The sequence below is a fragment of the Sphingomonas sp. DMC8 genome, assembly GCF_056314185.1.
The window spans coordinates 293,451-313,708 of record NZ_JBQUYV010000006.1 but is presented as its reverse complement, the minus strand read 5'-3'; the positions used below and the strand labels follow the sequence as shown (position 1 = coordinate 313,708).

General features: G+C 65.6%; 27 protein-coding genes. 7 read left to right on the top strand and 20 right to left on the bottom strand.

The annotated features are described in order from the left end of the window. Positions 1-237: 237 nt before the first annotated feature. Positions 238-1,128, top strand: coding sequence for a LysR substrate-binding domain-containing protein (locus ACT53K_RS14190; RefSeq protein WP_476229338.1), 891 nt, complete (start codon positions 238-240; stop codon positions 1,126-1,128). Between the two features lie 72 nt (positions 1,129-1,200). Here the strand turns inward: ACT53K_RS14190 and ACT53K_RS14185 are convergent, their stop codons facing one another. After that, a complete protein-coding gene (locus tag ACT53K_RS14185) occupies positions 1,201-1,656 on the bottom strand; it encodes a peptidylprolyl isomerase (RefSeq protein ID WP_476229337.1) in 456 nt (151 codons plus the stop codon). A 113-nt stretch (positions 1,657-1,769) separates the two neighbouring features. On the opposite strand from ACT53K_RS14185, the gene mgtE reads away from it, so the two are divergent. Together mgtE and ACT53K_RS14175 are read left to right on the top strand one after the other, a co-directional pair. Next, the gene (mgtE, locus tag ACT53K_RS14180) at positions 1,770-3,173 is read left to right on the top strand and encodes a magnesium transporter (protein WP_476229336.1); all 1,404 of its coding nucleotides are present in this window, start codon (positions 1,770-1,772) and stop codon (positions 3,171-3,173) included. Positions 3,174-3,209: 36 nt separating this feature from the next. Next, positions 3,210-3,611 (top strand): DUF1489 family protein, encoded by a 402-nt coding sequence (locus tag ACT53K_RS14175; RefSeq protein WP_476229335.1) that lies wholly within the window; start codon positions 3,210-3,212, stop codon positions 3,609-3,611. 214 nt (positions 3,612-3,825) lie between these two features. Here the strand turns inward: ACT53K_RS14175 and ACT53K_RS14170 are convergent, their stop codons facing one another. The 6 genes from ACT53K_RS14170 to ACT53K_RS14145 all read right to left on the bottom strand — a co-directional run bounded on the left by ACT53K_RS14170 (position 3,826) and on the right by ACT53K_RS14145 (position 8,336). After that, entirely contained in the window at positions 3,826-4,488 is a 663-nt protein-coding gene (locus tag ACT53K_RS14170; RefSeq protein WP_476229333.1) for a phytanoyl-CoA dioxygenase family protein, read from the bottom strand. 4 nt (positions 4,489-4,492) lie between these two features. Further along, positions 4,493-5,422: an electron transfer flavoprotein subunit alpha/FixB family protein gene (locus ACT53K_RS14165; RefSeq protein WP_476229332.1), complete on the bottom strand. Its 930-nt coding sequence runs from the start codon at positions 5,420-5,422 to the stop codon at positions 4,493-4,495. Then, positions 5,422-6,171 carry an electron transfer flavoprotein subunit beta/FixA family protein gene (locus tag ACT53K_RS14160; RefSeq protein WP_476229331.1) on the bottom strand — a complete coding sequence of 250 codons (750 nt, stop codon included), beginning with the start codon at positions 6,169-6,171 and terminating at the stop codon, positions 5,422-5,424. Before ACT53K_RS14160 ends, ACT53K_RS14165 begins: the two co-directional genes overlap by 1 nt. Before the next feature lie 60 nt (positions 6,172-6,231). Then, positions 6,232-6,705 carry a GFA family protein gene (locus tag ACT53K_RS14155; protein ID WP_476229330.1) on the bottom strand — a complete coding sequence of 158 codons (474 nt, stop codon included), beginning with the start codon at positions 6,703-6,705 and terminating at the stop codon, positions 6,232-6,234. Next, positions 6,702-7,901 (bottom strand): ADP-forming succinate--CoA ligase subunit beta, encoded by a 1,200-nt coding sequence (gene sucC, locus ACT53K_RS14150; RefSeq protein ID WP_476229329.1) that lies wholly within the window; start codon positions 7,899-7,901, stop codon positions 6,702-6,704. The genes ACT53K_RS14155 and sucC overlap by 4 nt, the downstream gene beginning before the upstream one ends. Positions 7,902-8,021: 120 nt before the next feature. After that, positions 8,022-8,336, bottom strand: coding sequence for a hypothetical protein (locus ACT53K_RS14145; protein WP_476229328.1), 315 nt, complete (start codon positions 8,334-8,336; stop codon positions 8,022-8,024). A gap of 107 nt (positions 8,337-8,443) precedes the next feature. Between ACT53K_RS14145 and ACT53K_RS14140 the strand changes: the two genes are divergently transcribed. Genes ACT53K_RS14140 through ACT53K_RS14130 form a run of 3 tightly spaced genes read left to right on the top strand, consistent with a single transcriptional unit; the run spans position 8,444 to position 11,591 of the window. Beyond that, positions 8,444-8,944 carry a sterol desaturase family protein gene (locus ACT53K_RS14140; protein ID WP_476229327.1) on the top strand — a complete coding sequence of 167 codons (501 nt, stop codon included), beginning with the start codon at positions 8,444-8,446 and terminating at the stop codon, positions 8,942-8,944. 34 nt (positions 8,945-8,978) lie between these two features. Further along, the gene (msrB, locus tag ACT53K_RS14135; protein ID WP_476229326.1) at positions 8,979-9,413 is read left to right on the top strand and encodes a peptide-methionine (R)-S-oxide reductase MsrB; all 435 of its coding nucleotides are present in this window, start codon (positions 8,979-8,981) and stop codon (positions 9,411-9,413) included. Positions 9,414-9,458: 45 nt separating this feature from the next. Further along, on the top strand, positions 9,459-11,591 hold the full coding sequence (locus ACT53K_RS14130) for a transglycosylase domain-containing protein (RefSeq protein ID WP_476229325.1): 2,133 nt from the start codon (positions 9,459-9,461) through the stop codon (positions 11,589-11,591). Between the two features lie 263 nt (positions 11,592-11,854). On the opposite strand, the gene ACT53K_RS14125 is transcribed toward ACT53K_RS14130, so the two are convergent. The 3 genes from ACT53K_RS14125 to ACT53K_RS14115 are packed head-to-tail and all read right to left on the bottom strand — an operon-like array spanning position 11,855 to position 13,538. Continuing rightward, a complete protein-coding gene (locus ACT53K_RS14125; protein ID WP_476229324.1) occupies positions 11,855-12,532 on the bottom strand; it encodes a M48 family metallopeptidase in 678 nt (225 codons plus the stop codon). Further along, the gene (locus ACT53K_RS14120; RefSeq protein WP_476229323.1) at positions 12,529-12,963 is read right to left on the bottom strand and encodes a YcgN family cysteine cluster protein; all 435 of its coding nucleotides are present in this window, start codon (positions 12,961-12,963) and stop codon (positions 12,529-12,531) included. The genes ACT53K_RS14125 and ACT53K_RS14120 overlap by 4 nt, the downstream gene beginning before the upstream one ends. Next, positions 12,960-13,538, bottom strand: coding sequence for an SCO family protein (locus ACT53K_RS14115; RefSeq protein WP_476229322.1), 579 nt, complete (start codon positions 13,536-13,538; stop codon positions 12,960-12,962). The genes ACT53K_RS14120 and ACT53K_RS14115 overlap by 4 nt, the downstream gene beginning before the upstream one ends. A gap of 86 nt (positions 13,539-13,624) precedes the next feature. Here ACT53K_RS14115 and ACT53K_RS14110 point away from each other — a divergent pair, with 86 nt between their 5' ends. Continuing rightward, positions 13,625-14,236, top strand: coding sequence for an ankyrin repeat domain-containing protein (locus ACT53K_RS14110; protein WP_476229321.1), 612 nt, complete (start codon positions 13,625-13,627; stop codon positions 14,234-14,236). 3 nt (positions 14,237-14,239) lie between these two features. On the opposite strand, the gene ACT53K_RS14105 is transcribed toward ACT53K_RS14110, so the two are convergent. From ACT53K_RS14105 to ACT53K_RS14060, 10 genes are all read right to left on the bottom strand, one after another. After that, positions 14,240-14,731 (bottom strand): MmcB family DNA repair protein, encoded by a 492-nt coding sequence (locus ACT53K_RS14105; RefSeq protein ID WP_476229320.1) that lies wholly within the window; start codon positions 14,729-14,731, stop codon positions 14,240-14,242. 89 nt (positions 14,732-14,820) lie between these two features. Continuing rightward, the gene (locus ACT53K_RS14100) at positions 14,821-15,477 is read right to left on the bottom strand and encodes a cell wall hydrolase (RefSeq protein ID WP_476229319.1); all 657 of its coding nucleotides are present in this window, start codon (positions 15,475-15,477) and stop codon (positions 14,821-14,823) included. 159 nt (positions 15,478-15,636) lie between these two features. Continuing rightward, on the bottom strand, positions 15,637-15,978 hold the full coding sequence (locus ACT53K_RS14095; RefSeq protein WP_476229317.1) for a DUF1491 family protein: 342 nt from the start codon (positions 15,976-15,978) through the stop codon (positions 15,637-15,639). Beyond that, on the bottom strand, positions 15,975-16,451 hold the full coding sequence (locus ACT53K_RS14090) for a PaaI family thioesterase (protein ID WP_476229316.1): 477 nt from the start codon (positions 16,449-16,451) through the stop codon (positions 15,975-15,977). Before ACT53K_RS14090 ends, ACT53K_RS14095 begins: the two co-directional genes overlap by 4 nt. Further along, entirely contained in the window at positions 16,438-16,905 is a 468-nt protein-coding gene (locus ACT53K_RS14085; RefSeq protein ID WP_476229315.1) for a PTS sugar transporter subunit IIA, read from the bottom strand. Before ACT53K_RS14085 ends, ACT53K_RS14090 begins: the two co-directional genes overlap by 14 nt. Before the next feature lie 39 nt (positions 16,906-16,944). Beyond that, positions 16,945-17,544, bottom strand: a complete 600-nt coding sequence (hpf, locus tag ACT53K_RS14080; protein ID WP_476229314.1) for a ribosome hibernation-promoting factor, HPF/YfiA family — start codon at positions 17,542-17,544, stop codon at positions 16,945-16,947. 33 nt (positions 17,545-17,577) lie between these two features. Beyond that, positions 17,578-18,288, bottom strand: a complete 711-nt coding sequence (gene dnaQ / locus ACT53K_RS14075) for a DNA polymerase III subunit epsilon (protein WP_476229313.1) — start codon at positions 18,286-18,288, stop codon at positions 17,578-17,580. 7 nt (positions 18,289-18,295) lie between these two features. Next, positions 18,296-18,901: a dephospho-CoA kinase gene (gene coaE / locus ACT53K_RS14070; protein WP_476229312.1), complete on the bottom strand. Its 606-nt coding sequence runs from the start codon at positions 18,899-18,901 to the stop codon at positions 18,296-18,298. Continuing rightward, positions 18,898-19,707, bottom strand: coding sequence for a shikimate dehydrogenase (aroE, locus tag ACT53K_RS14065; RefSeq protein WP_476229311.1), 810 nt, complete (start codon positions 19,705-19,707; stop codon positions 18,898-18,900). Before aroE ends, coaE begins: the two co-directional genes overlap by 4 nt. Further along, positions 19,704-20,258 (bottom strand): Maf family protein, encoded by a 555-nt coding sequence (locus ACT53K_RS14060; protein WP_476229406.1) that lies wholly within the window; start codon positions 20,256-20,258, stop codon positions 19,704-19,706. Before ACT53K_RS14060 ends, aroE begins: the two co-directional genes overlap by 4 nt.

Sequence of the window (20,258 nt, the reverse complement as noted above, 5' to 3'; positions counted from 1 at the left end):
AAAAAAGGGCCGCCTCAAAGGGCGGCCGTGGAAAGTTTTAGGAGAGGATGCCTGAAAGGCACACTCTATGTGCACTGCGGGATGTGATTGTGCAAGTGCGAAATGTTTCACCATTGCTTGCATCTCTTGCAATCGAGGTTGTCTCAACCGATATTAGTGCACGAGAGTGGCAGCAGCGCTGCAACCGTTTGCCATGCTTAGATTCTGTTCTGACGCACTGCACAAGAAGAGGGGATCATGCGTCGCCTGCCGCCGCTCACTGCCATCGAAGCATTTGTCCAGGTGGCACGCCTTGGCTCGATCAAGGCCGCCGCAGAGGAACTGGCGCTGTCCTCGCCGGCGCTCAGCCGCCGCGTGCAATCGCTCGAACGCTTCATCGGCAAGCCGCTGTTCGAGCGACGCCACCAATCGTTGCGCCTCAACGACGACGGCGAGCGGCTGCTCGGCCTGATCGCACCGGCGCTCGATTCGATGACCGATGCCGTAGAGGCAATGACCAGCGGCACCGAACTGCTCCGCCTGCGCCTGGGCGTGTTGCCGCTCTATGCGACGCAGCAGTTGCTCCCGCGATTGCCGGAGCTCAAGCGCCGCCACCCGGAACTGCATCTCGACGTCGATACCGGCAGCCATGGCGTGGCCCGGCTGGGCGACGGGCTGGACGTGGCGATCGTCATCGCGCGCGACATCGATCCCGGCTTCTATTCACGCCGGCTCGACCGCAACCGCGTCCATGTGATCGGTGCGCGCAGTCTGGTGGAAGGGCCGGACCCGATTCGCGACCCGCGCGACCTGGCAAGGCTCACCGCGCTGGTGCATCGCGAAATGCCCGAGACCTTCACCGCCTGGCGCATGGCGGCGGGCTATCCCGACCTGGAGCCGGCAGCGACCGACCTGTTCGATTCAGGTAACTTGATGCTCGAGGCGGCCGCGCAGGGGCTGGGCGTTGCCTTCATGCTCGAATCGCACTTCGAATCGGCGCGCGACGACCGGCTGGTGCGGCTGTTCGACCTGACCGTGGAGAGCCATTACAGCTACTGGTTCGTCTGCCGCCCGCGCGCGCTCAATCTGCGGCCGGTGCGGCTGTTCCACGACTGGCTGATCGAAGCGATGGGGGCAGAGCGGCTGTAAGAGGCCGCACTCCCTTGCAGGGCCTAACTCCCCTCCCTGTCAGGGAGGGGAAAGAAAGCGGGTTGCCGGAAATCAGCCCTCGGTGCGGGCCTTCAGGATCTTGCCGGGCTTCGCGGGCGGCTCGCCCTTGGGCAGCGCGTCGACATGCTCCATGCCTTCGATCACTTCACCCCATACCGTGTACTGGCCGTCCAGGAAGGTGGCATCGTCGAGGCAGATGAAGAACTGCGAATTGGCGCTGTTCGGGTCCATCGTGCGCGCCATCGAGCAGACGCCGCGGACGTGCGGCTCGCGGCTGAATTCCTGCTTCAGATTGGGCTTGTCCGAACCGCTCATGCCGGTGCCGGTCGGGTCGCCGCCCTGCGCCATGAAGCCGTCGATCACGCGGTGGAACACCACGCCGTCGTAAAAGCCTTCATCGGCCAGCGTCGCGATCCGCTCGACATGGTTGGGGGCGAGATCGGGACGCAGACGAATGCGGACGTCGCCGGTGTCGAGCGTCATCACCAGCGTTTTGGAATCGGCCATGGGAAACTCCTGAAGAACCTGTCCGTTCGCCCCCTACGCATCCCGCGAGCGACTTGCAAATCGCGCCCGGGAATGGCAGCGGCCAGTGGGGGCCGGGCAAGGGAGGTCGAACCATGAGCGAGACCGAACTCAAGGACGAATCCGCTGCGCCGGAGAGCCAGCTCGACGAGGACGACCGGCTGAAACCCGAATTCGTCGCCGCCGTGCTCGATGCGGTCGAACAGGGCGATGTCGAGACCGCCCATGCGCTGGTCGCGCCGCTCCACCCCGCCGACATCGCCGATCTGGTGGAGTTGGCACCCAGCGAGCAGCGCGCCGACCTCGTCACTGCGATTTCCGACCTGATAGACGGCGACGTGCTCGCCGAAATGAACGACTGGGTGCGTGAGGCGCTGGTCGACGCGCTCGAGCCGCACCAGGTCGCCGACATCGCCGCCGAACTCGATACCGACGACGCCGTCGCGATCATCGAGGACATGGATGTCGAGGATCAGCGCGAAGTGCTGCGCGCGCTCGACCCGGACGATCGCGCCGCGATCGAAGAGGCGCTGTCCTATCCCGAGGAATCAGCTGGCCGCCTGATGCAGCGCGAGCTGATCGCGGTGCCCGAACATTGGACGGTGGGCGATGCGCTCGACTATCTTCGCCGCGAAGAAGAACTGACCAGCGATTTCTGGGAAATCTTCGTCGTCGATCCGGCGCACAAGCCGGTCGGCACCTGTGCGCTGTCCTGGATCCTGCGCGCGCCGCGTACAGTTTCGATCGGCGATGTGATGAAGCGCGAGCAGACGCTGATCCCGGTCGACATGGACCAGGAGGAAGTGGCGCTGCGCTTCCAGAAATATGCCCTGATCTCGGCTGCCGTGGTCGATGCCAGCGGCCGGCTGGTCGGCATGATTACGGTGGACGACGTCGTCCACATCATTTCCGAAGAGGCCGGCGAAGACATTCTGCGCCTGTCAGGCGCCGGCGAAGGCGACATCAACGAGCCGGTGCTGCTGACCGTGCGGACGCGGCTGACCTGGCTGTTCGTCAATCTGGGCACGGCGATCCTCGCCGCATCCGTAGTCGGGCTGTTCCAGGGCGAAATCGCCAAATTCGCGTTGCTCGCGGTGCTGATGCCGATCGTGTCGGGCATGGGCGGCAATGCCGGCACGCAGACGCTGGCGGTGGTGGTACGCGCGATCGCGACCAACCAGCTGACCGAATCGAACACGATCCGGATGATCGTGCGCGAGCTGCGCATCGCCGCCGCCAACGGTGCCGCGCTGGGCGCTGCGATCGGCGCGGGAACGCTGCTGATCTACGGCATTCCGTGGCTGGCGGCGGTGATCGGCATGGCGATGATCATCAACAACCTGATCGCCGGCCTGTCAGGCGTGCTGATCCCGGTGACGCTCGACCGGCTGCGTGTCGACCCGGCAGTCTCCTCCGCAGTTTTCGTGACCATGATGACCGACGTGATGGGCTTTTTCTCGTTCCTCGGCCTCGCCACGCTGGTGGGGCTAGGGAGCTGACTTGATCGGGCGAGCGCCCGCGCCCAAATCGGGGCTGTGCCGCTCCATCTTACCAAGGTCGCCTTTGGCTGCGACAGTGTCGACTTTCTCCGCGCCCGGCTGGAGGCGCGCGCCGCCAACGGCGGGGTAGCGCTCACCACGCGCTATCTGCCCAAACGCCATGACGAGATTGTCGGCGGATCGCTGTTCTGGATCCTGAAACACCAGCTTGTCGGCCGCTCGCCGATCCTGGGCTTTGGCGAGGCAGAGGGTGGCCGCACCGCCATCCTGCTGGAACCGCGCCTGGTGCTGGTGCAAGCCCGCCCCAAGCGCGCCCATCAGGGCTGGCGCTATCTGGAAGGCGAGGATGCTCCGGCCGATCTAGGCGACGGCGAAGCGGGTGTGGCCGAACTGCCGCCCGGGTTGATGCGCGAACTGGCGGGGCTGGGATTATTGTAACGCTCCACCAATGGTTTCACGTGGAGCATTTCCATTTTCGCGCCGAGACGCAGATTGCACCGAGGGTGAGGGGCGCGCGAGAGCTCCTCGCTACCACTTCCTAGAAGCGCACACCGCCGCCGCGCGCGCCAACGCCTCGGCGCTCTCTGCGCCTCTGCGCGAAATAAACTCTGTCTGTTTCCTTGCCTGACTCAGAGTCCGCACCCGAAGCGATTTATACGCCGAGCCAGTCGAGCCCGGCGGGCAGATCGGCCGCAGAATAGTCGACCTGCAACACCCGGCGGTGGCGCTCGCCATTGCTTGCAGCAGATGCGTGCAGGATCGGCGTCGCGTACATCCATATGTCTCCGGCAGACGCCAGGCAGGATTCGGTACCGCAACGCGCCACCGCCGCCGCAATCTCCATCTCGGGTACGCGGCCGAACCGGTGCGAGCCCGGCGCAATCAGCAGCGGCGCATTGTCGGCGGGCACGTCATCCAGATGGATGCGCAGCGTAACCATGGTTTCGATGATCGTAAAAGGCGGTTCGACATGGAGCAGCCCCTGCTTCGTCGACCATGGCCCATAGCCCGGCACATCGACACGCGCTCGGACCGCAATGGTACGATCCTGATGCCAGCCGAGCGCCCAGTTGGTCGCAGGGCTCTTGTCGAACAGGATCGCGCGCACCGGCTTCGTCCGCGGGCCCAGCCTTTCGGCGGCGGCCTGACCGAGCGCATTTTCCGCAAGCAGCGGGGCCAATCCCGCCGCATCATGGAGACGAAGCCCGGCCCGGTCGGTTGGCAGCGACGCCGCTATCGCGCACAGTCGCTCAAGAAATGGGGCGGCAGCACCAGGAAGGTGCGCCGCCCCGTCGCGTTCGAAGTCGAGCGTCACCGAGTCAGAGCTTGCCAGTCAGCTCTGGCACCACGGTGAAGAGGTCGCCGACCAGGCCGATGTCCGCCACCTGGAAGATGGGGGCGTCCTCGTCCTTGTTGATCGCGACGATCGTCTTCGAATCCTTCATGCCGGCAAGGTGCTGAATCGCACCCGAAATGCCCACCGCGACATAGACTTCGGGGGCGACGATCTTGCCGGTCTGGCCGACCTGATAGTCGTTCGGTGCATAGCCCGCATCGACCGCCGCGCGGCTGGCACCGACTGCGGCGCCCAGCTTGTCGGCCAGCGGATCGATCAGCGCATGGAACTGCTCCTGCGAGCCGAGCGCACGACCGCCCGAGACGATCACCTTGGCACTGGTCAGCTCCGGACGTTCCGACTTGGCGATTTCGGCGCCGACGAAGCTCGACAGCCCCTTGTCGCCCACCGCCGCAACAGCTTCCACCGTACCGCTGCCGCCGGTCGCCGCCGCCTTGTCGAACGCGGTTCCGCGCACGGTGATCACCAGCTTCTTGTCGCTGGTCTGCACCGTGGCGATCGCGTTGCCGGCGTAGATCGGCCGGGTGAAGGTGTCCGCGCCCTCGACCGAAAGGATGTCCGAAATCTGCATCACGTCGAGCGCGGCGGCGACGCGCGGCGCCACGTTCTTGCCCGTCGTGGTGGCCGGGAACAGCACCGCGTCGTGGCTGTCCATCAGCTGGACCACTAAGGGCGCGACATTCTCGGCGAGAAAATGCTCGTACGCCGCATCGTCGGCGACATGGACCTTGCCGACACCGGCGATCTGCGCCGCCGCTTCGGCCACGCCCGACACGCCCTTGCCGGCAACGAGCAGATGGACTTCACCCAGCTTGGCAGCTGCGGTGACGGTGGAGAGCGTCGCGTCCTTGACGCTCTGATTGTCGTGTTCGACCCAAACCAGCGTCTTCATCACGCGACTCCCATGCCCTTCAGCTTCTCGACCAGCTCGTCGACCGAGCCCACCTTGATGCCCGCCTGGCGCTTGGCCGGCTCGACGACCTTCAGCGTCTTGAGGCGCGGGGTCACGTCGACGCCGTAATCGGCGACGGTCTTCTTCGCGACCGGCTTGGTCTTCGCCTTCATGATGTTCGGCAGCGTGGCGTAGCGCGGCTCGTTGAGGCGGAGATCGGTGGTGACGATTGCCGGCAGCTTGAGGTCAACGGTCTCAAGGCCGCCGTCGATCTCGCGGGTCACGTGCACGCGATCGCCCGCAATCTCGACCTTCGAGGCGAAGGTGCCCTGCGCCCAGCCGAGCAGTGCGGCCAGCATCTGGCCGGTCTGGTTCGAATCGTCGTCGATCGCCTGCTTGCCCAGGATGATCAGACCGGGCTGTTCCTCTTCCGTCACCTTGGCAAGCAGCTTGGCGACAGCCAGCGGCTCGACCTCGTCATCGGTCTGGATCAGAATGCCGCGATCGGCGCCCATGGCGCGCGCGGTGAGCAGCACATCGGTCTCCGCCTTGGCGACGCCGATCGTGACGACAACGATCTCGGTCGCCGCGCCCTTTTCCTTCAGCCGGACCGCTTCCTCGATCGCGATCTCGTCAAAGGGGTTCATGCTCATCTTGACGTTCGCCAGATCGACGCCCGTCCCGTCCGCTTTCACGCGGGGCTTTACGTTATAGTCAAGCACGCGCTTGACCGGCACCAAGACCTTCATCGCATCCTTCCTGTCTGCCGGGGCTCTCCCCCTGACAATTGGGTTACGTTTACGCGAACGTCAACCGCTCGCAAGCGATTCGGCGTACGCAGGTATCAGCGTGCCGAAGGATTCCGGGGGCGGAAATTTTGGATAGCTGTACGAAGCGCCAGTCGCAGCCCAGGGCAAGGCCTCGTCGGTCCATGTCTCGATAAACGGCGGGGCGAGCGGGGGCATATCCAGCATGGTGGTGCGGATATTCACGAAAGCGTCGAGGCCCTCGGGCCGGGTGAACAGCCAGCTCTTGCAATGATCGCAGTGGAAATGGCGGGTGGCGCCGTGCAGGCCGCCGATCACCGGTTCGCCTTGCGTCACCGCGAACGCTTCCGCCGGATAGAGGCCGCTCAGCGAATAGGCGCTGGCGGTCATGCGCTGGCAGCCGGTACAGTGGCAGGCCATGGTGACGAGCGCATCGCCCGTCACCCGGAACCGCACGCGGCCGCAGCGGCAGCCGCCCTCGACCGACTTCCCAGCCGGGGCGGCCGTGTCGCTCACGCGACCTTCTTCACCTCCGCCACGATCTTCTGGGCGGCGTCGCCCAGGTCGTTGGCGGGGACGATCGCAAGGCCGGAATTGGCCAGGATGTCCTTGCCCTGCTGGACGTTGGTGCCTTCGAGGCGGACGACCAGCGGGACCGAAAGGTTCACTTCCTTGGCGGCAGCAACGATGCCCTCTGCGATGATGTCGCAGCGCATGATGCCGCCGAAGATGTTGACCAGAATGCCCTTCACGGCGGGATCGCTCAGGATGATCTTGAACGCCGCGGTGACCTTTTCCTTGTTCGCGCCGCCGCCGACGTCGAGGAAGTTGGCCGGGAACATGCCGTTCAGCTTGATGATGTCCATCGTCGCCATCGCCAGACCGGCGCCGTTGACCATGCAGCCGATATCGCCATCGAGCTTGATATAGGCGAGATCGTACTTCGACGCCTCGAGCTCCATCGGATCCTCTTCGGTCTCGTCGCGCAGCTCCATCAGATCCTTGTGACGGAACATCGCGTTCGAATCGAAGCCGACCTTGGCGTCGAGCACCATCAGCTTGCCATCATCGGTGACGGCAAGCGGGTTGATCTCGATCTGCGAAGCATCGGTGCCGAGGAAGGCGTTGTACACCTTGCCGGCGAGGCTCTGCGCCTGCTTGGCGAGATCGCCTTCCAGGCCCAGCGCCTTGGCGACAGCGCGGCCGTGGTGCGGCATGAAGCCGGTCGCGGGATCGACATCGAAGGTGTGGATCTTTTCCGGCGTGTCATGCGCAACGGTTTCGATGTCCATGCCGCCTTCGGTCGAGACGACGAAGGCAACGCGGCCGGTGGCGCGATCGACCAGCAGCGCGAGGTAGAATTCCTTGGCGATGTCGACGCCGTCGGTCACGTACAGGCGGTTGACCTGCTTGCCGGCCGGGCCGGTCTGGATCGTCACCAGCGTGTTGCCGAGCATCTCGGTTGCGGCGTGACGGACTTCGTCCTCGGTCTTGGCGAGGCGGACACCGCCCTTGGCTTCGGGCGGCAGTTCCTTGAACTTGCCCTTGCCGCGGCCGCCCGCATGGATCTGCGCCTTCACGACATAAAGCGGCCCAGGCAGCTTCTTCGAGGCTTCGACGGCCTCTTCGACACTCATCGCGGCAAAGCCGGCCGGCACGGGCACGCCGAACTTCGCGAGCAGTTCCTTGGCCTGATATTCGTGGATGTTCATGGGAGCGATCCGCCTTTTCCAAGATCGGGGATAGGGTCGACCGCCGCCTTAAGCACAGCGCGCGGGCGGAATCCACTCTTTTGCACGTTAATGCGATTGCGAACCATTCGCGAAAAATGCTCAGCCGGCGAGGCCGGTCGCGCAGAGCGCTGCGGCGCTGGTCGTGACGCTGATGATCTGAGGATCCTCGAGCGCACGGACGCGGTGCAGAAATTGTGCGACCGAATCGGACGAAGATGCGCGCGGCAGATCGCCGATCCGCATCAACTGCTTGAGCGACAGCCGACTCGCCATGCGGCCAGCCATACAGCTCGCCATCGGACGCGAGAGACCGGCGCGTTGCAGCCCCGCGCGCAACCGCGCCTCGGGCACCGAACAGGCAGACAGGGTCAACAACAGGGCGGCGGCGCCAAGCGGCGAAGCGATACGGGCCATGGCCGAGCCCTATACCGCCCTCGCGCGCCGGGGCAATCAGGCGCGGCGCCCTGCCTCTTTGGGCAAAGTCAATGGCCAGCGCGGCACGGATCGCCTAGATAGGCGCCATGTCGCCTGTTTTCGGATTGCTGCTCTTCGTTGGTACCGTGCTGGGCATGGAGCTGTTCGCCTATGCCGCGCACCGCTGGGTGATGCACGGCCCGGGCTGGTTCCTGCATGAAAGCCACCACCGCCCGCGCACCGGCGCGTTCGAACTGAACGACCTCTATGCAGCGATTTTTGCGGTGCCGTCCTTCGTCCTGCTGCTGGGCGGGGTGCAGCTCGGCTGGTGGCCGGGCTTTGCCTGGATCGGCGCGGGAATCGCCGCCTATGGCGCGATCTATTTCGGGTTCCACGACGTCATCGTGCACAAAAGGCTGCGGCACCGCTACGTGCCGCGTTCCAGCTATATGAAGCGAATCGTGCAGGCGCACCGGCTCCACCATGCGGTCCATACGCGCAAGGGCACGGTGAGCTTCGGCTTCCTGTATGCGCCCCGGCCGGAGGTGCTGAAGGCGCAACTCAAGTCTAGCGGCGTATTGGTGCAATCCCCGACGATCCCGGATTGACGCGGCGCGGCACAGACCACACATCATCGGGCCTATGGAGCACCTCAACCTGCCCGAGTCCGAGTGGCGCAAGCGCCTGACCCCGGAACAATTTCACGTGCTGCGCGAAGCCGGCACCGAACGGGCCTTTTCGGGCCGCTACAACAACAACAAGGCCGACGGCATCTATCGCTGTGCCGGCTGCCAGCTTGAACTGTTCGACAGCGTCGACAAATATGATTCGGGATCGGGCTGGCCCAGCTTTACCCAGCCCGTGGCGCCCGACCATGTCACCGAACATGCCGATTCCAGCCATGGCATGCGCCGGGTGGAAGCACGCTGCGCCCGCTGCGACGGCCATCTCGGCCATGTGTTCCCCGATGGCCCGCCGCCGACCGGCCTGCGCTACTGCATGAATTCGGTCAGCCTCGATTTTCGTTCACGTGGCGGCAATGCGGCGGACGATAGCGCTATCGCGAGCGGCTCCTGATCCTTGTGAGTTCGCCGGACAGGCTGTATCCGACCTCCCTTATAAATGGCCGCCAAATCCAAATCTGTTCGCGCGCCCTGGTGGCGCCGTGGTTCCTTCTGGAAGAAGTTCTTCCTGTGGGTGTTCGGCACCGGCGCTGCGCTGGGGCTGATCGCCGGCATTGCGCTGGTGATCGCGGTCTATTCGACCCGCTCCACGCTCCCGAGCTTCGATGAGCTGAAATCCTCGCCCAATGGGCAGATGATACGCGTCCATGCCGCCGACGGCACGGTGCTGGTGTCGCTCGGGCCAAGCTATGGCGAGTGGATCAAGTACGACCAGATTCCGCAGGTGATGAAAGACGCGATCATCGCGACCGAGGATCGCCGGTTCGAATCGCACTGGGGCGTCGATCCGGTCGGTATCGTCCGCGGCATCCGCAACAGCATCGACCATCGCGGCCGGGTAAGCGCGGTGTCGACCATCACCCAGCAGCTCGCCCGCAACGTCTTCCTGTCGCTGAAGCGCTCCTATGGCCGCAAGATGCGCGAGGGCATCCTCGCGCTCGCGCTGGAGCGCAAGTTCACCAAACAACAGATCCTCGAGCTCTACCTCAACAAGGTCTATTTCGGCGGCGGAGCCTATGGCATCGACGCCGCAAGCCGCAAATTCTTCGGCCATTCCGCCACCAGCCTGAGCCTGGCCGAAGCCGCCGTCATCGCCGGCCTCGTCAAGGCACCGTCGCATTATTCGCCGAGCGCCGACGCACAGGCCGCCGTCGACCGCGCCAGCGTGGTGCTCGACCTGATGGTGGAAACCGGCAAGATCAGCCAGGCCCAGGCCGCCGCGACCGATCCCAAATCGGTCAAGCTGGCGCCCGAACCCAAGCAGAACAGCGTCCGCTATTTCACCGACTGGGCGCTCCCGCAGCTCGAAGTGCTGATCGACGAGACCGACGCGCCGCTGGAAGTGTGGACGACGCTCGACCTCAACATGCAGCGCGCCGCCGACGACGCGATCCGCGCCAACGCGCCCGACGGCGCCCAGGGCGCGCTGGTCAGCCTCGACCGCGACGGCGCCGTGCGGGCGATGGTCGGCGGCAAGGACTATGTCTCGTCGATCTACAATCGCGCGACTCAGGCCACCCGCCAGCCGGGTTCGTCGTTCAAGCTGTTCGTCTATCTCGCCGCGCTCGAAGCCGGTCACAAGCCCGACGACATCGTCGTCGACGAGCCGATCACGATCAACGGCTGGAGCCCGCGCAACGACTCGCGTCGCAACAGCGGACCGATCACGCTGCGCACGGCCTTTGCCTATTCGGTCAACACGATCGCGGCGAAGCTGGGCCAGGAAGTCGGCTTCACCACCGTGGCCGACATGGCGAAGCGCTTCGGCATCACCACCCCGGTCAACACCCAGCCAGCGATGGTGCTCGGTACCTCGAACGTGCGCCTGATCGACATGACGCGCGCCTTCGCCTCGGTTGCCAATCGCGGCGTGGCAGTGACGCCCTATGGCATCACCCGCGTCACTGCGAACGGCGCGGTGATCTACCAGCACGAAGTCGATACCAGCCATGTGCTGGTCGCCAACTATGTCGCCGCGGAGATGACCGACCTGCTGCAGACCGCCGTGGCCACCGGCACCGGCAAGGCGGCGCAGATCGGCCGCCCCGTCGCCGGCAAGACCGGCACTACCACCTCGAACAAGGATGGCTGGTTCATCGGCTTCTCGAGCGGGCTGACTACCGGCGTGTGGATGGGCCGCGACGATGCCAAGGTCATCCCGGGCCTGCAGGGCGGCCGCGCCCCGGCGCGTGCCTTCCATGATTTCATGAGCCGCGCCGTCGCCAATCGCCCGGTCGAGCAGTTCGACACGCAGGTGACGCTGCCCGAGAATATGCTGGAACCCGACGAGGACGCCTATGGCTCGCCGGACAATGGCACGTTCGTCGATGCCGATGGCAATCCGATTCCCCAGCCCCAGGGCGCACCGGCAGACGGATCGGGCGATGACGATCGTCAAGCCCCACCGCCCGCCGACCAGCCCAAGCTCAACCAGGACTGGATCGACCGGATGACCGGCAAGGCGCCGCAGCAGAACCCGGCCCGCCCGCCGCGCGACCGCGACGTGCCGCGCCAGCCGCAATCGGGCCAGCCGCCGCAGGACCGCTCCGCCCCGCGCGACGGGGGATTCTGATCCGTTTTGATGCGGCATTGTCGGCGCTGTCGAGCGTAGGCGGCCAGGCGTAACTGCTTCAGCGTCTGGTTGATGGATCACGATCCTATCCACCAGTCTTCGTCACCCCAGCGCACGCTGGGGTCTCCCCGGGGCTAGGCGATACCGGAACAGCATTGCTGCGGGAGATGCCAGCGTGCGCTGGCATGACGGTGGAAGGAGGGGGCGCTGTCCGTGCAGCTTGGTACGTGTTCCTGCATCCGCAGGAACACGACGGATCAAGACTACCCCTGCGCCCGCCCTACCCAGTGCAGCGTCGCACCGTGGCGGCGCAGCCAGTGGCGCATCGGTGTGGGATCGGCGCCGTAGATCTCGGCAACCAGCCGGTGAAAGGCAGGACCGTGATTCATGTGCACCCGGTGCGCGACTTCGTGCGCCACGGTCGCGCGGCGGACATCGGCCGGCGCCAGGATCAGCCGCCAGCTATAGCGGATGACGCCCGAACTGGCACAACTGCCCCAGCGGCCGCGCGGATCGCCGATCGCGACCTTGGCAACCTGCACCCCGGCGCGCGCCGCATAGAAAGCGGTCTCTTCGCTCAGAACCCGGAGCGCCTCGGCGCGGAGCCAGCGGTCGACGCGGCGTTCGAGCCCCTCGCGCGGGCCGCCGCAGACCAGCCGGTCTCCCTCCAGCCGTGGCATACGCGGCCCCTCCGCCGGCCAGATTATTTCGATTTGGCTATCGCCAAACGGAATCTGCGCGCCGGGCACGAAGGGGCGCGGGCCGGGAAGCGCGGCGCGCTGCGCCTCGATCCAGCCGCGCTGCTCCGCCACCCATGCCATCGCCTTGGCCAGCGAGGCGCGCGGCGGCAGCGTCAGCCGCACCCGCCCGTCACGCGGATCGATCGCCAGCCGCATCCGCCGGGCGCGGGCGTGGCGGACGACCTCCACTTCGGGAATCAAAGCTGGCGGTCCACCATATGATGCTCCAGATCGCCCGCCTCGTCTTCGGACACCGTCCAGCCGCGCGTGGATTCGCCGGCGCGGTGCACCGCCTCGCGATCACCGCACACCAGATAATGCCATTCGGGCAATGGCTCGCCCGCCGCGCGCAGGCGATAGGCGCAGGTGGAAGGCAGCCAGTCGATCGCCGTCACGTTGCGCGCGTTCAGGCGCACGCATTCGCTGACATAGGCATGGCGATGCTTGTAGTCGCTGCACCGCCCCATCTTGCGGTCGAGCAGCCGGCAGGCGACGTTGGTGGCGTAGAGTTCGCCGGTCTCGTCATCCTCCAGCTTGTGCAGGCAGCATTTGCCGCAGCCGTCGCACAGCGCCTCCCACTGTGCGCGGTCAAGCCGGTCGAGCGGCACATCTTCCCAGAAGCGGCTGCTCACCGGACCCAGTGGCGCAGCTCGGCGGCGATCGCCGGTGGCCCCTTTTCGAGCGGCAGGCTGGTGATCGGTTGCCCGTCCCGCCCCATCAGATAGGCCACCTCGGTATGGCCGACGAGATAGCCCGAGGGCGTAGGCTGTTTGGTGAAAGCCACCGCATATTCCTTCGCGACTTTGGCGATGGCATCCGGGCTGCCGGTGAGCGCGACGAGCCGGGAGTCGAAGTTGCTGGCATAGGTGGCGAGCGCCGCCGGCGTATCGCGCTGGGGATCGACGGTAATGAAGATCGGCACCAACCGCTTCGTGACTGCCGGTGCTTCCTTGTCGAGGCTCTGCAACGCCTTGCTCAGTTTCAGCAGGTCGTTCGGGCAGACATCGGGGCAATAGGTATAGCCGAAATAGACGATGCGGTATTTGCCGGCAAAATCCGTATCGCGCACCGTCTTGCCATGCTGATCGGTAAGGGTGAACGGGCCGCCAATCTGCGCGCCCTGCAGCGGCGCTTCGTCTGCGGGCGCGCCGCATCCCGCCAGCGGCAGCGCAATCAGCAGTAACAGTGCGGAAAACATGCTCTTCATGGTATCGCCCGCCATGATCTGATACGACCGCGCATGCAAGCGTCGCGCAATTCCCGTCGCCAGTTAACCAGGGTTCCGATCAACCGATGAAACGCTTCCTCGCTCCGCTTACCGCCGCACTTTTCCTCATGCCGCTGCCGGCGCTGGCCCAAGGCCTGGGCCAGCCGCGCGAAAGCATCCAGTTCCTAGATGCAATCCGCAAGCAGGACGGCAACAAGGTCAACGAGTTCCTGCGCGACAAGGCCGTGTCGATGGTCAATGTGAAAGACCCCTACGGCACCGGTGAAGCGGCGCTGCACATCGTCGTGAAGCGCGAGGATGCGACCTATCTGACTGTGCTGATCAACCAGCCGGGCGTCAACGTGAACATCCAGGATCGCGAGGGCAACACCCCGCTGATCTTCGCGGCCGAACACGGCTGGGGCGAGGGCGTGGCGGCGCTGCTGGCCAAGAAAGCCAATGTGAACCTGGCCAACAACGGCGGGATCACGCCGCTGATCCGGGCAGTGCAATCGCATGATGCCGATGTCGTCCGCAAGCTGCTCGATGCCGGCGCCGACCCGGACCGCGCCGATTTCGGCGGCGGCCTGACCGCACGCGAATATGCTGCGCGCGAAACCCGCTTTCCGACGATCGCCAAGATGCTGGCAGAGGCCCCGAAGGTGCAGAACCGCGCGGCGGCGGGGCCGCGGTTCTGATATTCAGAAACCCTGCCCGACTTCCGGATCGAGCAGGGTGAGCAGGCGGCGGCCGGCCCGACGTGCGAAGGCGAGCGTCGATTTGCGCCGCGCCGCCGCCGCCAGCGGTACCGTCGCGGCCTCACGCGCGACGGCAGCGTCATAGCGATCGGCGACGATCAGGCCAGCGCGGCCTGGCAGAAAGCTTGGCTGTTCGAACGGCCGCAGATCGAAACCCTGCGGCACCGCCCAGAAAAACCGGTCGCAATGCGGCAGATAATCGTTCCACTTGCCGTCGCCGAGCAGATCGGCACGCGATACCTTGATTTCGACGATGACAATATTGCCGCGCGCGTCGAGCGCCATCAGGTCGGCGCGGCGGCCGCCTTCCAGCGGCACTTCCGCGAGCGCGACGCAATCGTGGCGCAGCAGCATGCGGCACACGCCGCGGACGACATCCGCCGTGACCAGCGCGGATTCGGCGCAGGCAGAGGCAGGGGACGAGGCACTATCCATCGCCCGAACCTAGAACAAGAAGAGAACAAAGAAAAGCCGGCGAATCGGGAGACGATTCGCCGGCGCTGTCTTGATTCAAGCCGACAAGGTCAGCGGTAGAAGACGTGGTTTCCTACCGTCGCGACGCGCGCGCGGCTCCAGTTCGCCTTGGAATAGCGGGCATGGAAATAGAGCGCGTCGCCGGCCGGGCTTTCCCACAATTCCTTGCGGGCGACCATCGCGACGGCGACCGAGCGGCGCCACAGCGCATTGGCCGGCGGCGTGGGCAGCTGACCATGGCGTACGAATGCGAACTGGCCCGGCTGCTTGATGACCGAGCAGATCGAACGCGGGAAGCGGCCCGACGTGGTGCGGTTGAGGATGACATCGGCCACCGCGAGCTGGCCGGCCAGCGGCTCGCTCTTGGCTTCGTAATAGATGCCGGTGGCGAGGCAGTGCAGTTCCTCGTCGGACTGCGCGTCGGCAGCGACCTGCTGCGCTGCGACTGCGTCGGAGAGCGAGGCGAATTCGGGTTCGGCATCGGCCGAAGCGGCTGCGGCGTCCTGCTGCTCGACCGCTGCCTTGGGCGCGGGAACCTGCTGGGAGGCTGCATTGTTATTCTGCTGGGCCGGCACTTCCTGACCGGCAACGGCACCGTTCTGGCCATGCGCCGGAACCGGACCGAGATTGAGCGTGGCAGCGTTCGCAAGGGCGCCAGCGCAAAACGTTACCGCCGCAAAGGTGGCGGCACGCGGAAGAAACTTCATTGCAGATCAATAGTATGCGGTTGGCGCGCGGTCGGACCGTTTCGCTGCTGCGACTGGGCCGCCGGGCATCCCCCCGACTGCGTAACCGCCCGACTTCACACCTCGAACGGCACAACGCGAATTTCGATCGCAGGGCTTTCGCCGCCGGGGTGGTTCAAGTCAACCAACGCCCATTGTTTCAGCGGCGAACCGTTCCGCGGATGCGACATCCAGTTCGAGCACCCACAGGTCTGAATCGCGCTGTCGCCGCCGCTGCCAATAGGCGGTCGCTGCCTCCTCATCGGCAAGGTCGGCGGGGCCGGCAGGTAGCAATGCGGTAGTGCCGTCGGGGCCGATACCGCGTTCCAGAAAGCGCGGATTTCCGCCCTTTTCCAGTAGAAGCAACAGGATGGCGCCCGATGTTGCATCGCCCCTGGCAAGCACCATCGCCGACCCGCCGGCGGCATCCGCTCTCCGCACCAGCGCACTCACCAGCATCGCGGTGGTCAACCGCGGTGTCATGTCGTGCGATAACCGGGCAGGGTGGCGAGCGGGATACGCGAGCGCATGAAGGTGCCGGTGCCGCGCGCCGCCTCTTCGCCATCAGCATCGATCAGCCGCGCCTCGGCGACAAACACGCGGCGCTGGCCGCTGATCCAGCGCCCTTCGGCGATCACCGGGCCTTCGGGAAGCGGCCTGGTCAGCAGCAGGTTGAACGCCGTGGTGAGCAGGAACCGGTCGGTCACCAGGCTGTTCGCCGCGTAGAAAGCGGCATCGTCCAACATCTTGAAATAGCTGGTGCCATGCGCAGCGCCGGCGGCATGAAAAAAGCGCCCGTCGATCTGGAAACGAATCCGCGCCACGCCCGCTTCGGGAATCTCCAGGACCGAATCGAACAGCTGGTTGATCGGCGCGGCGGCGTAGAGCGACTCGAGCGCGCGGTAATGCGCCTCGGCCCCGGTCGGCGCCGTGACGCCGCTGTCAGGCTGCGTCACGCGCCTCTACGCCTGCGAGCAGCGCGAACAGCGCGTCGGTCGAACCGGCGCCACGAAGCTTTTCGGTAAAGGCCCGGTCGCGCAAGCGCCGGGACACGCTGGCCAGCGCCTTCAGATGCTCGGCGCCCGCCCCAACGGGAGACAGGAGCACGAACACCAGATCGACTGGCAGTTCGTCGATTGCGGCGAAATCAACCGGCTGGGCGAGCCGCGCGAACAGGCCGCAAACGCGCGACAGGCCTTCCAGTCGCGCGTGCGGAATGGCCGTGCCGCCGCCAAAGCCGGTCGAACCCAGCTTTTCGCGCGCGGCCAACCCCTCGGTCACGGCCCGCGGATCGAGCCCATAGGTCTCGCCCGCGGCCGCGCCGAGCTGCTGGAACAGCGCCTTCTTGTTGGTTGCCGCGACACCGGCAAGCACAGCCTCCGGCGCGAGCAATTCGTTCAATTCGGTCATCGACAATCCAAAGATGCGCGCCGTTCCGGCGTGGCGGCTTTAGGCCGGAGCACGGTTGGGCTCAACCCACCCGATCGTCCCGTCACCGCGGCGATAGACCATGTTATAGGCGCCAGTACCCGTGTTGCGGAACAGCAATGCATTGGTATTGCGCAAATCGAGCATCATCACCGCATCCGAAACGGTCGCTTCGGGTACGTCGACGCGCGTTTCCGCAATTACCAGCGGCGCATCGGCGACTTCTTCCTCGTCAGCGGGTTCCTGGAACAGGGTGTAGCCGGCATTGTCGAAACCGTTGTCATAGGCCCCGCCTTCGGCAAAGGCATTAACCACGCCCGGCTGTCGATCCTTCAGGCGTCGCACATAGCGTCGGAGCTGCTTGTCGATCCGGTCGGCGGCGCCATCGAAGGCGCCATGCGCCTCCATGCCGTTGTTCGCCGCCTTGAGCACCAGGCCGTTGGTGACATGCATCACGATGTCGCAAGTGAAGCCGTTGTCGTGCGGCCCTTTGCCAAAAGTGACGTGCGACGAGATCGCGCGGGAGAAATACTTGCCGGTGATACCCTGGAGCCGATCGCTGACCTGCGTCTGCAGCGCTTCGCCGGTCTCGACCTGATGTCCCGAAATCCGGATATCCATGACAAACCTCCACTTACTTATGTGAACTTCGACCTAAGTATGCTCCGGCACCGCTTCAACCGATGCCGCACCCCACAAGGGGTCCTCCAACGTCTTCACAAAGGTTGCGTGCCGTTCGAGTTCCTTGGCACTTGCGGCGAAGTGCCGCGCGGGGCGGACGTGCACGCGGGTGGGTGCCTCCGTCGCGGTTTCGGGCACGACCGGCGTATCGACTGCCAGACCCAGCGTGATCTGTCGCCCGCCGGTCAGCTCGACATAAACCTGCGCCAGCAGCTGCGCGTCGAGCAACGCGCCGTGCAACTGGCGGGCGCTGAGGTCGATGCCATAGCGGTTGCAGAGCGCATCAAGCGTATGCTTTGCGCCCGGATGCTTCACGCGCGCGATCACCAGCGTGTCGACCATCCGGCCCATATCGACGATCGGCCGGCCGCACCGGCCCAGCTCCCCGTTCAGAAAGCCGAAGTCGAAGCCGGCATTGTGCGCGACCATCGGCGAGTCCTCGATGAAGTCGAGCAGTTCCTCGACCACGTCGGCGAAGACCGGCTTGTCCGACAAGAACCGCTCCGACAGGCCATGGACGTTGAACGCCTCGACCGGCATCGACCTTTCGGGATTGATATAGGCGTGGAAATGCCTCCCGGTCGGTACCCGGTTGAGCAGTTCGATACAGCCTATCTCAACCAGCCGGTCGCCCCCTGAAAAGCTGAGCCCGGTCGTTTCGGTATCAAACACGATTTCCCGCATGGCCTGCTTATCCTCCCGCGCGCGGGGCGAGGCAAGCGATCAGAGTACGTACGGACTCTTCCGTATCGTGCAGGTCTCCTCCGGTCGGAATCACGAAGTCGGCGCGTGCGCGCTTTTCGGCATCGGGCAACTGCCGGGCAAGAATCGCCTCGAATCGCTCGGGCGTCATGCCCGGTCGCGCCAGTACGCGGGCGCGCTGCACCTCAGGCGGCGCGGAAACTACTGCGATCTTGTCGACATGGCGCCAGCCACCGGCCTCGAAAAGCAGCGGTACATCGAGCACAGCCAACGGCGCATCGCGATTCGCCGCCAGGAACGCTTCACGCGCGTCCGCCACTGCCGGATGCAGAATCGCCTCGAGCCGCGCAAAGGCGGTGGGATCGGCCATCACCGCCTCGCGCAACAACGTGCGATTCACGCCCAGTTCGGTCGTGGTGTCGGGAAATTCCGCCTCGATGGCCGCGACCGCCGCCCCGTTCGGCCCCTGTAACTGGTGCACGGACGCGTCGGCATCGAACACCGGCACGCCGTCCGCCGCAAACATCGCCGCGACCGTCGACTTGCCCATCCCGATCGAGCCGGTCAGGCCGAGGACGATCGGGCGCGACGTCATGCCGTCAGCAACGCCCGGAGTTCGTCATCGCGGTCACGCGGCGGCTCTGCACCGAAGAACAGCTCGAACGCCAGCGCCGCCTGGCCAACCAGCATCTCCAGCCCGTCGACGGTATCGAGCTCGCGTGCCCGCGCCTGCGCGAGCAGTGGCGTCTCCAGCGGCGCGTAGACGATGTCGTAGACGACGGCATGTTCGGGAAGCGGCGCCAGGTCGATGTCGAGCGCCGGCTGCCCAGCCATGCCGAGTGGGCTGGCATTGACCAGCAGGTCGGCGGCCAGCAGCGGTGCCCCGACCGGCAGCGCATCGCCTTTCAGCCCGAAGGCAGAGAGCAAAGCCGCCGCCTTCAGCACATTGCGGTTGAGGATCGTCACCCGACCGACACCGACCTTGGACAGCGCGAACAATACCGCCCGCGCGCCGCCACCGGCGCCCACGACCACGGCATGCCGTCCGGCCAGCTCCAGCCCGGCAATCGGTGTATAGAATCCGCCTGCGTCGGTATTGGTCCCGATCAGCGCGCCGTCTTCGCCGCGAATCACGGTGTTCATCGCGCCGATCGTGCCCCGCACCCCGCCGGGGTCGCCGACCAGATCCATCACCGCCAGCTTGTGCGGAATCGTGACGTTGCAGCCGCGCCAGTCGGCATCATCGCGGGCCCTGGCGAAATAGCCGGCAAGGTCGTCGGCCAGCACATGCGCGCGGCGATAATCGCCCTCGATTCCCAACGCATCGAGCCAGAACTTGTGGATGAGCGGCGACTTGGAGTGGGCGATCGGATCGCCGATCACGTCGGCATAGCGCGTCATGACGTCAGAACCCCGCGGGTGCGCAGATAGTCGAGGATCGGCAGCAGCGGCATCCCCAGAATCGTGAAATGGCTGCCATCGGTACGGTGGAACAATTGCACCCCTGGTCCTTCGATACGGAAACAGCCGACACAGCCGGCGATCGCCGGCCACTCCTGATCGAGATAGGAGTCGATGAACGCCTCTGACAGCGGCCGCACGTGCAGCCGCGCGCGGTCGACATGGCGCCACACCGGCCGCCCCCCCTCGGCTATTACCGCCGCGCTGTAGATGTCGTGCGTCGCGCCCGACATGCGGCGCAGATGCTCCGCGGCCTGTTCGCGGCTCTCGGGCTTGTCGAGCAGACTGCCATCGGCCAGCGCCACCAGCGAGTCTCCGCCCAGCACCAGCGCCTGCGGCACCAGCCGCGATACCTTGAGCGCTTTCAGTTCAGCCAGCGCATCGGCCAGGTCGCGGGGCGTAGTGCCGGCTGCGAGTAGCGAGTCCTTTGCGCTTGCCTCATCCACCTGCGCGGCCAGTGCCTCGTGCGGCACCCCGGCGGCATCGAGCAT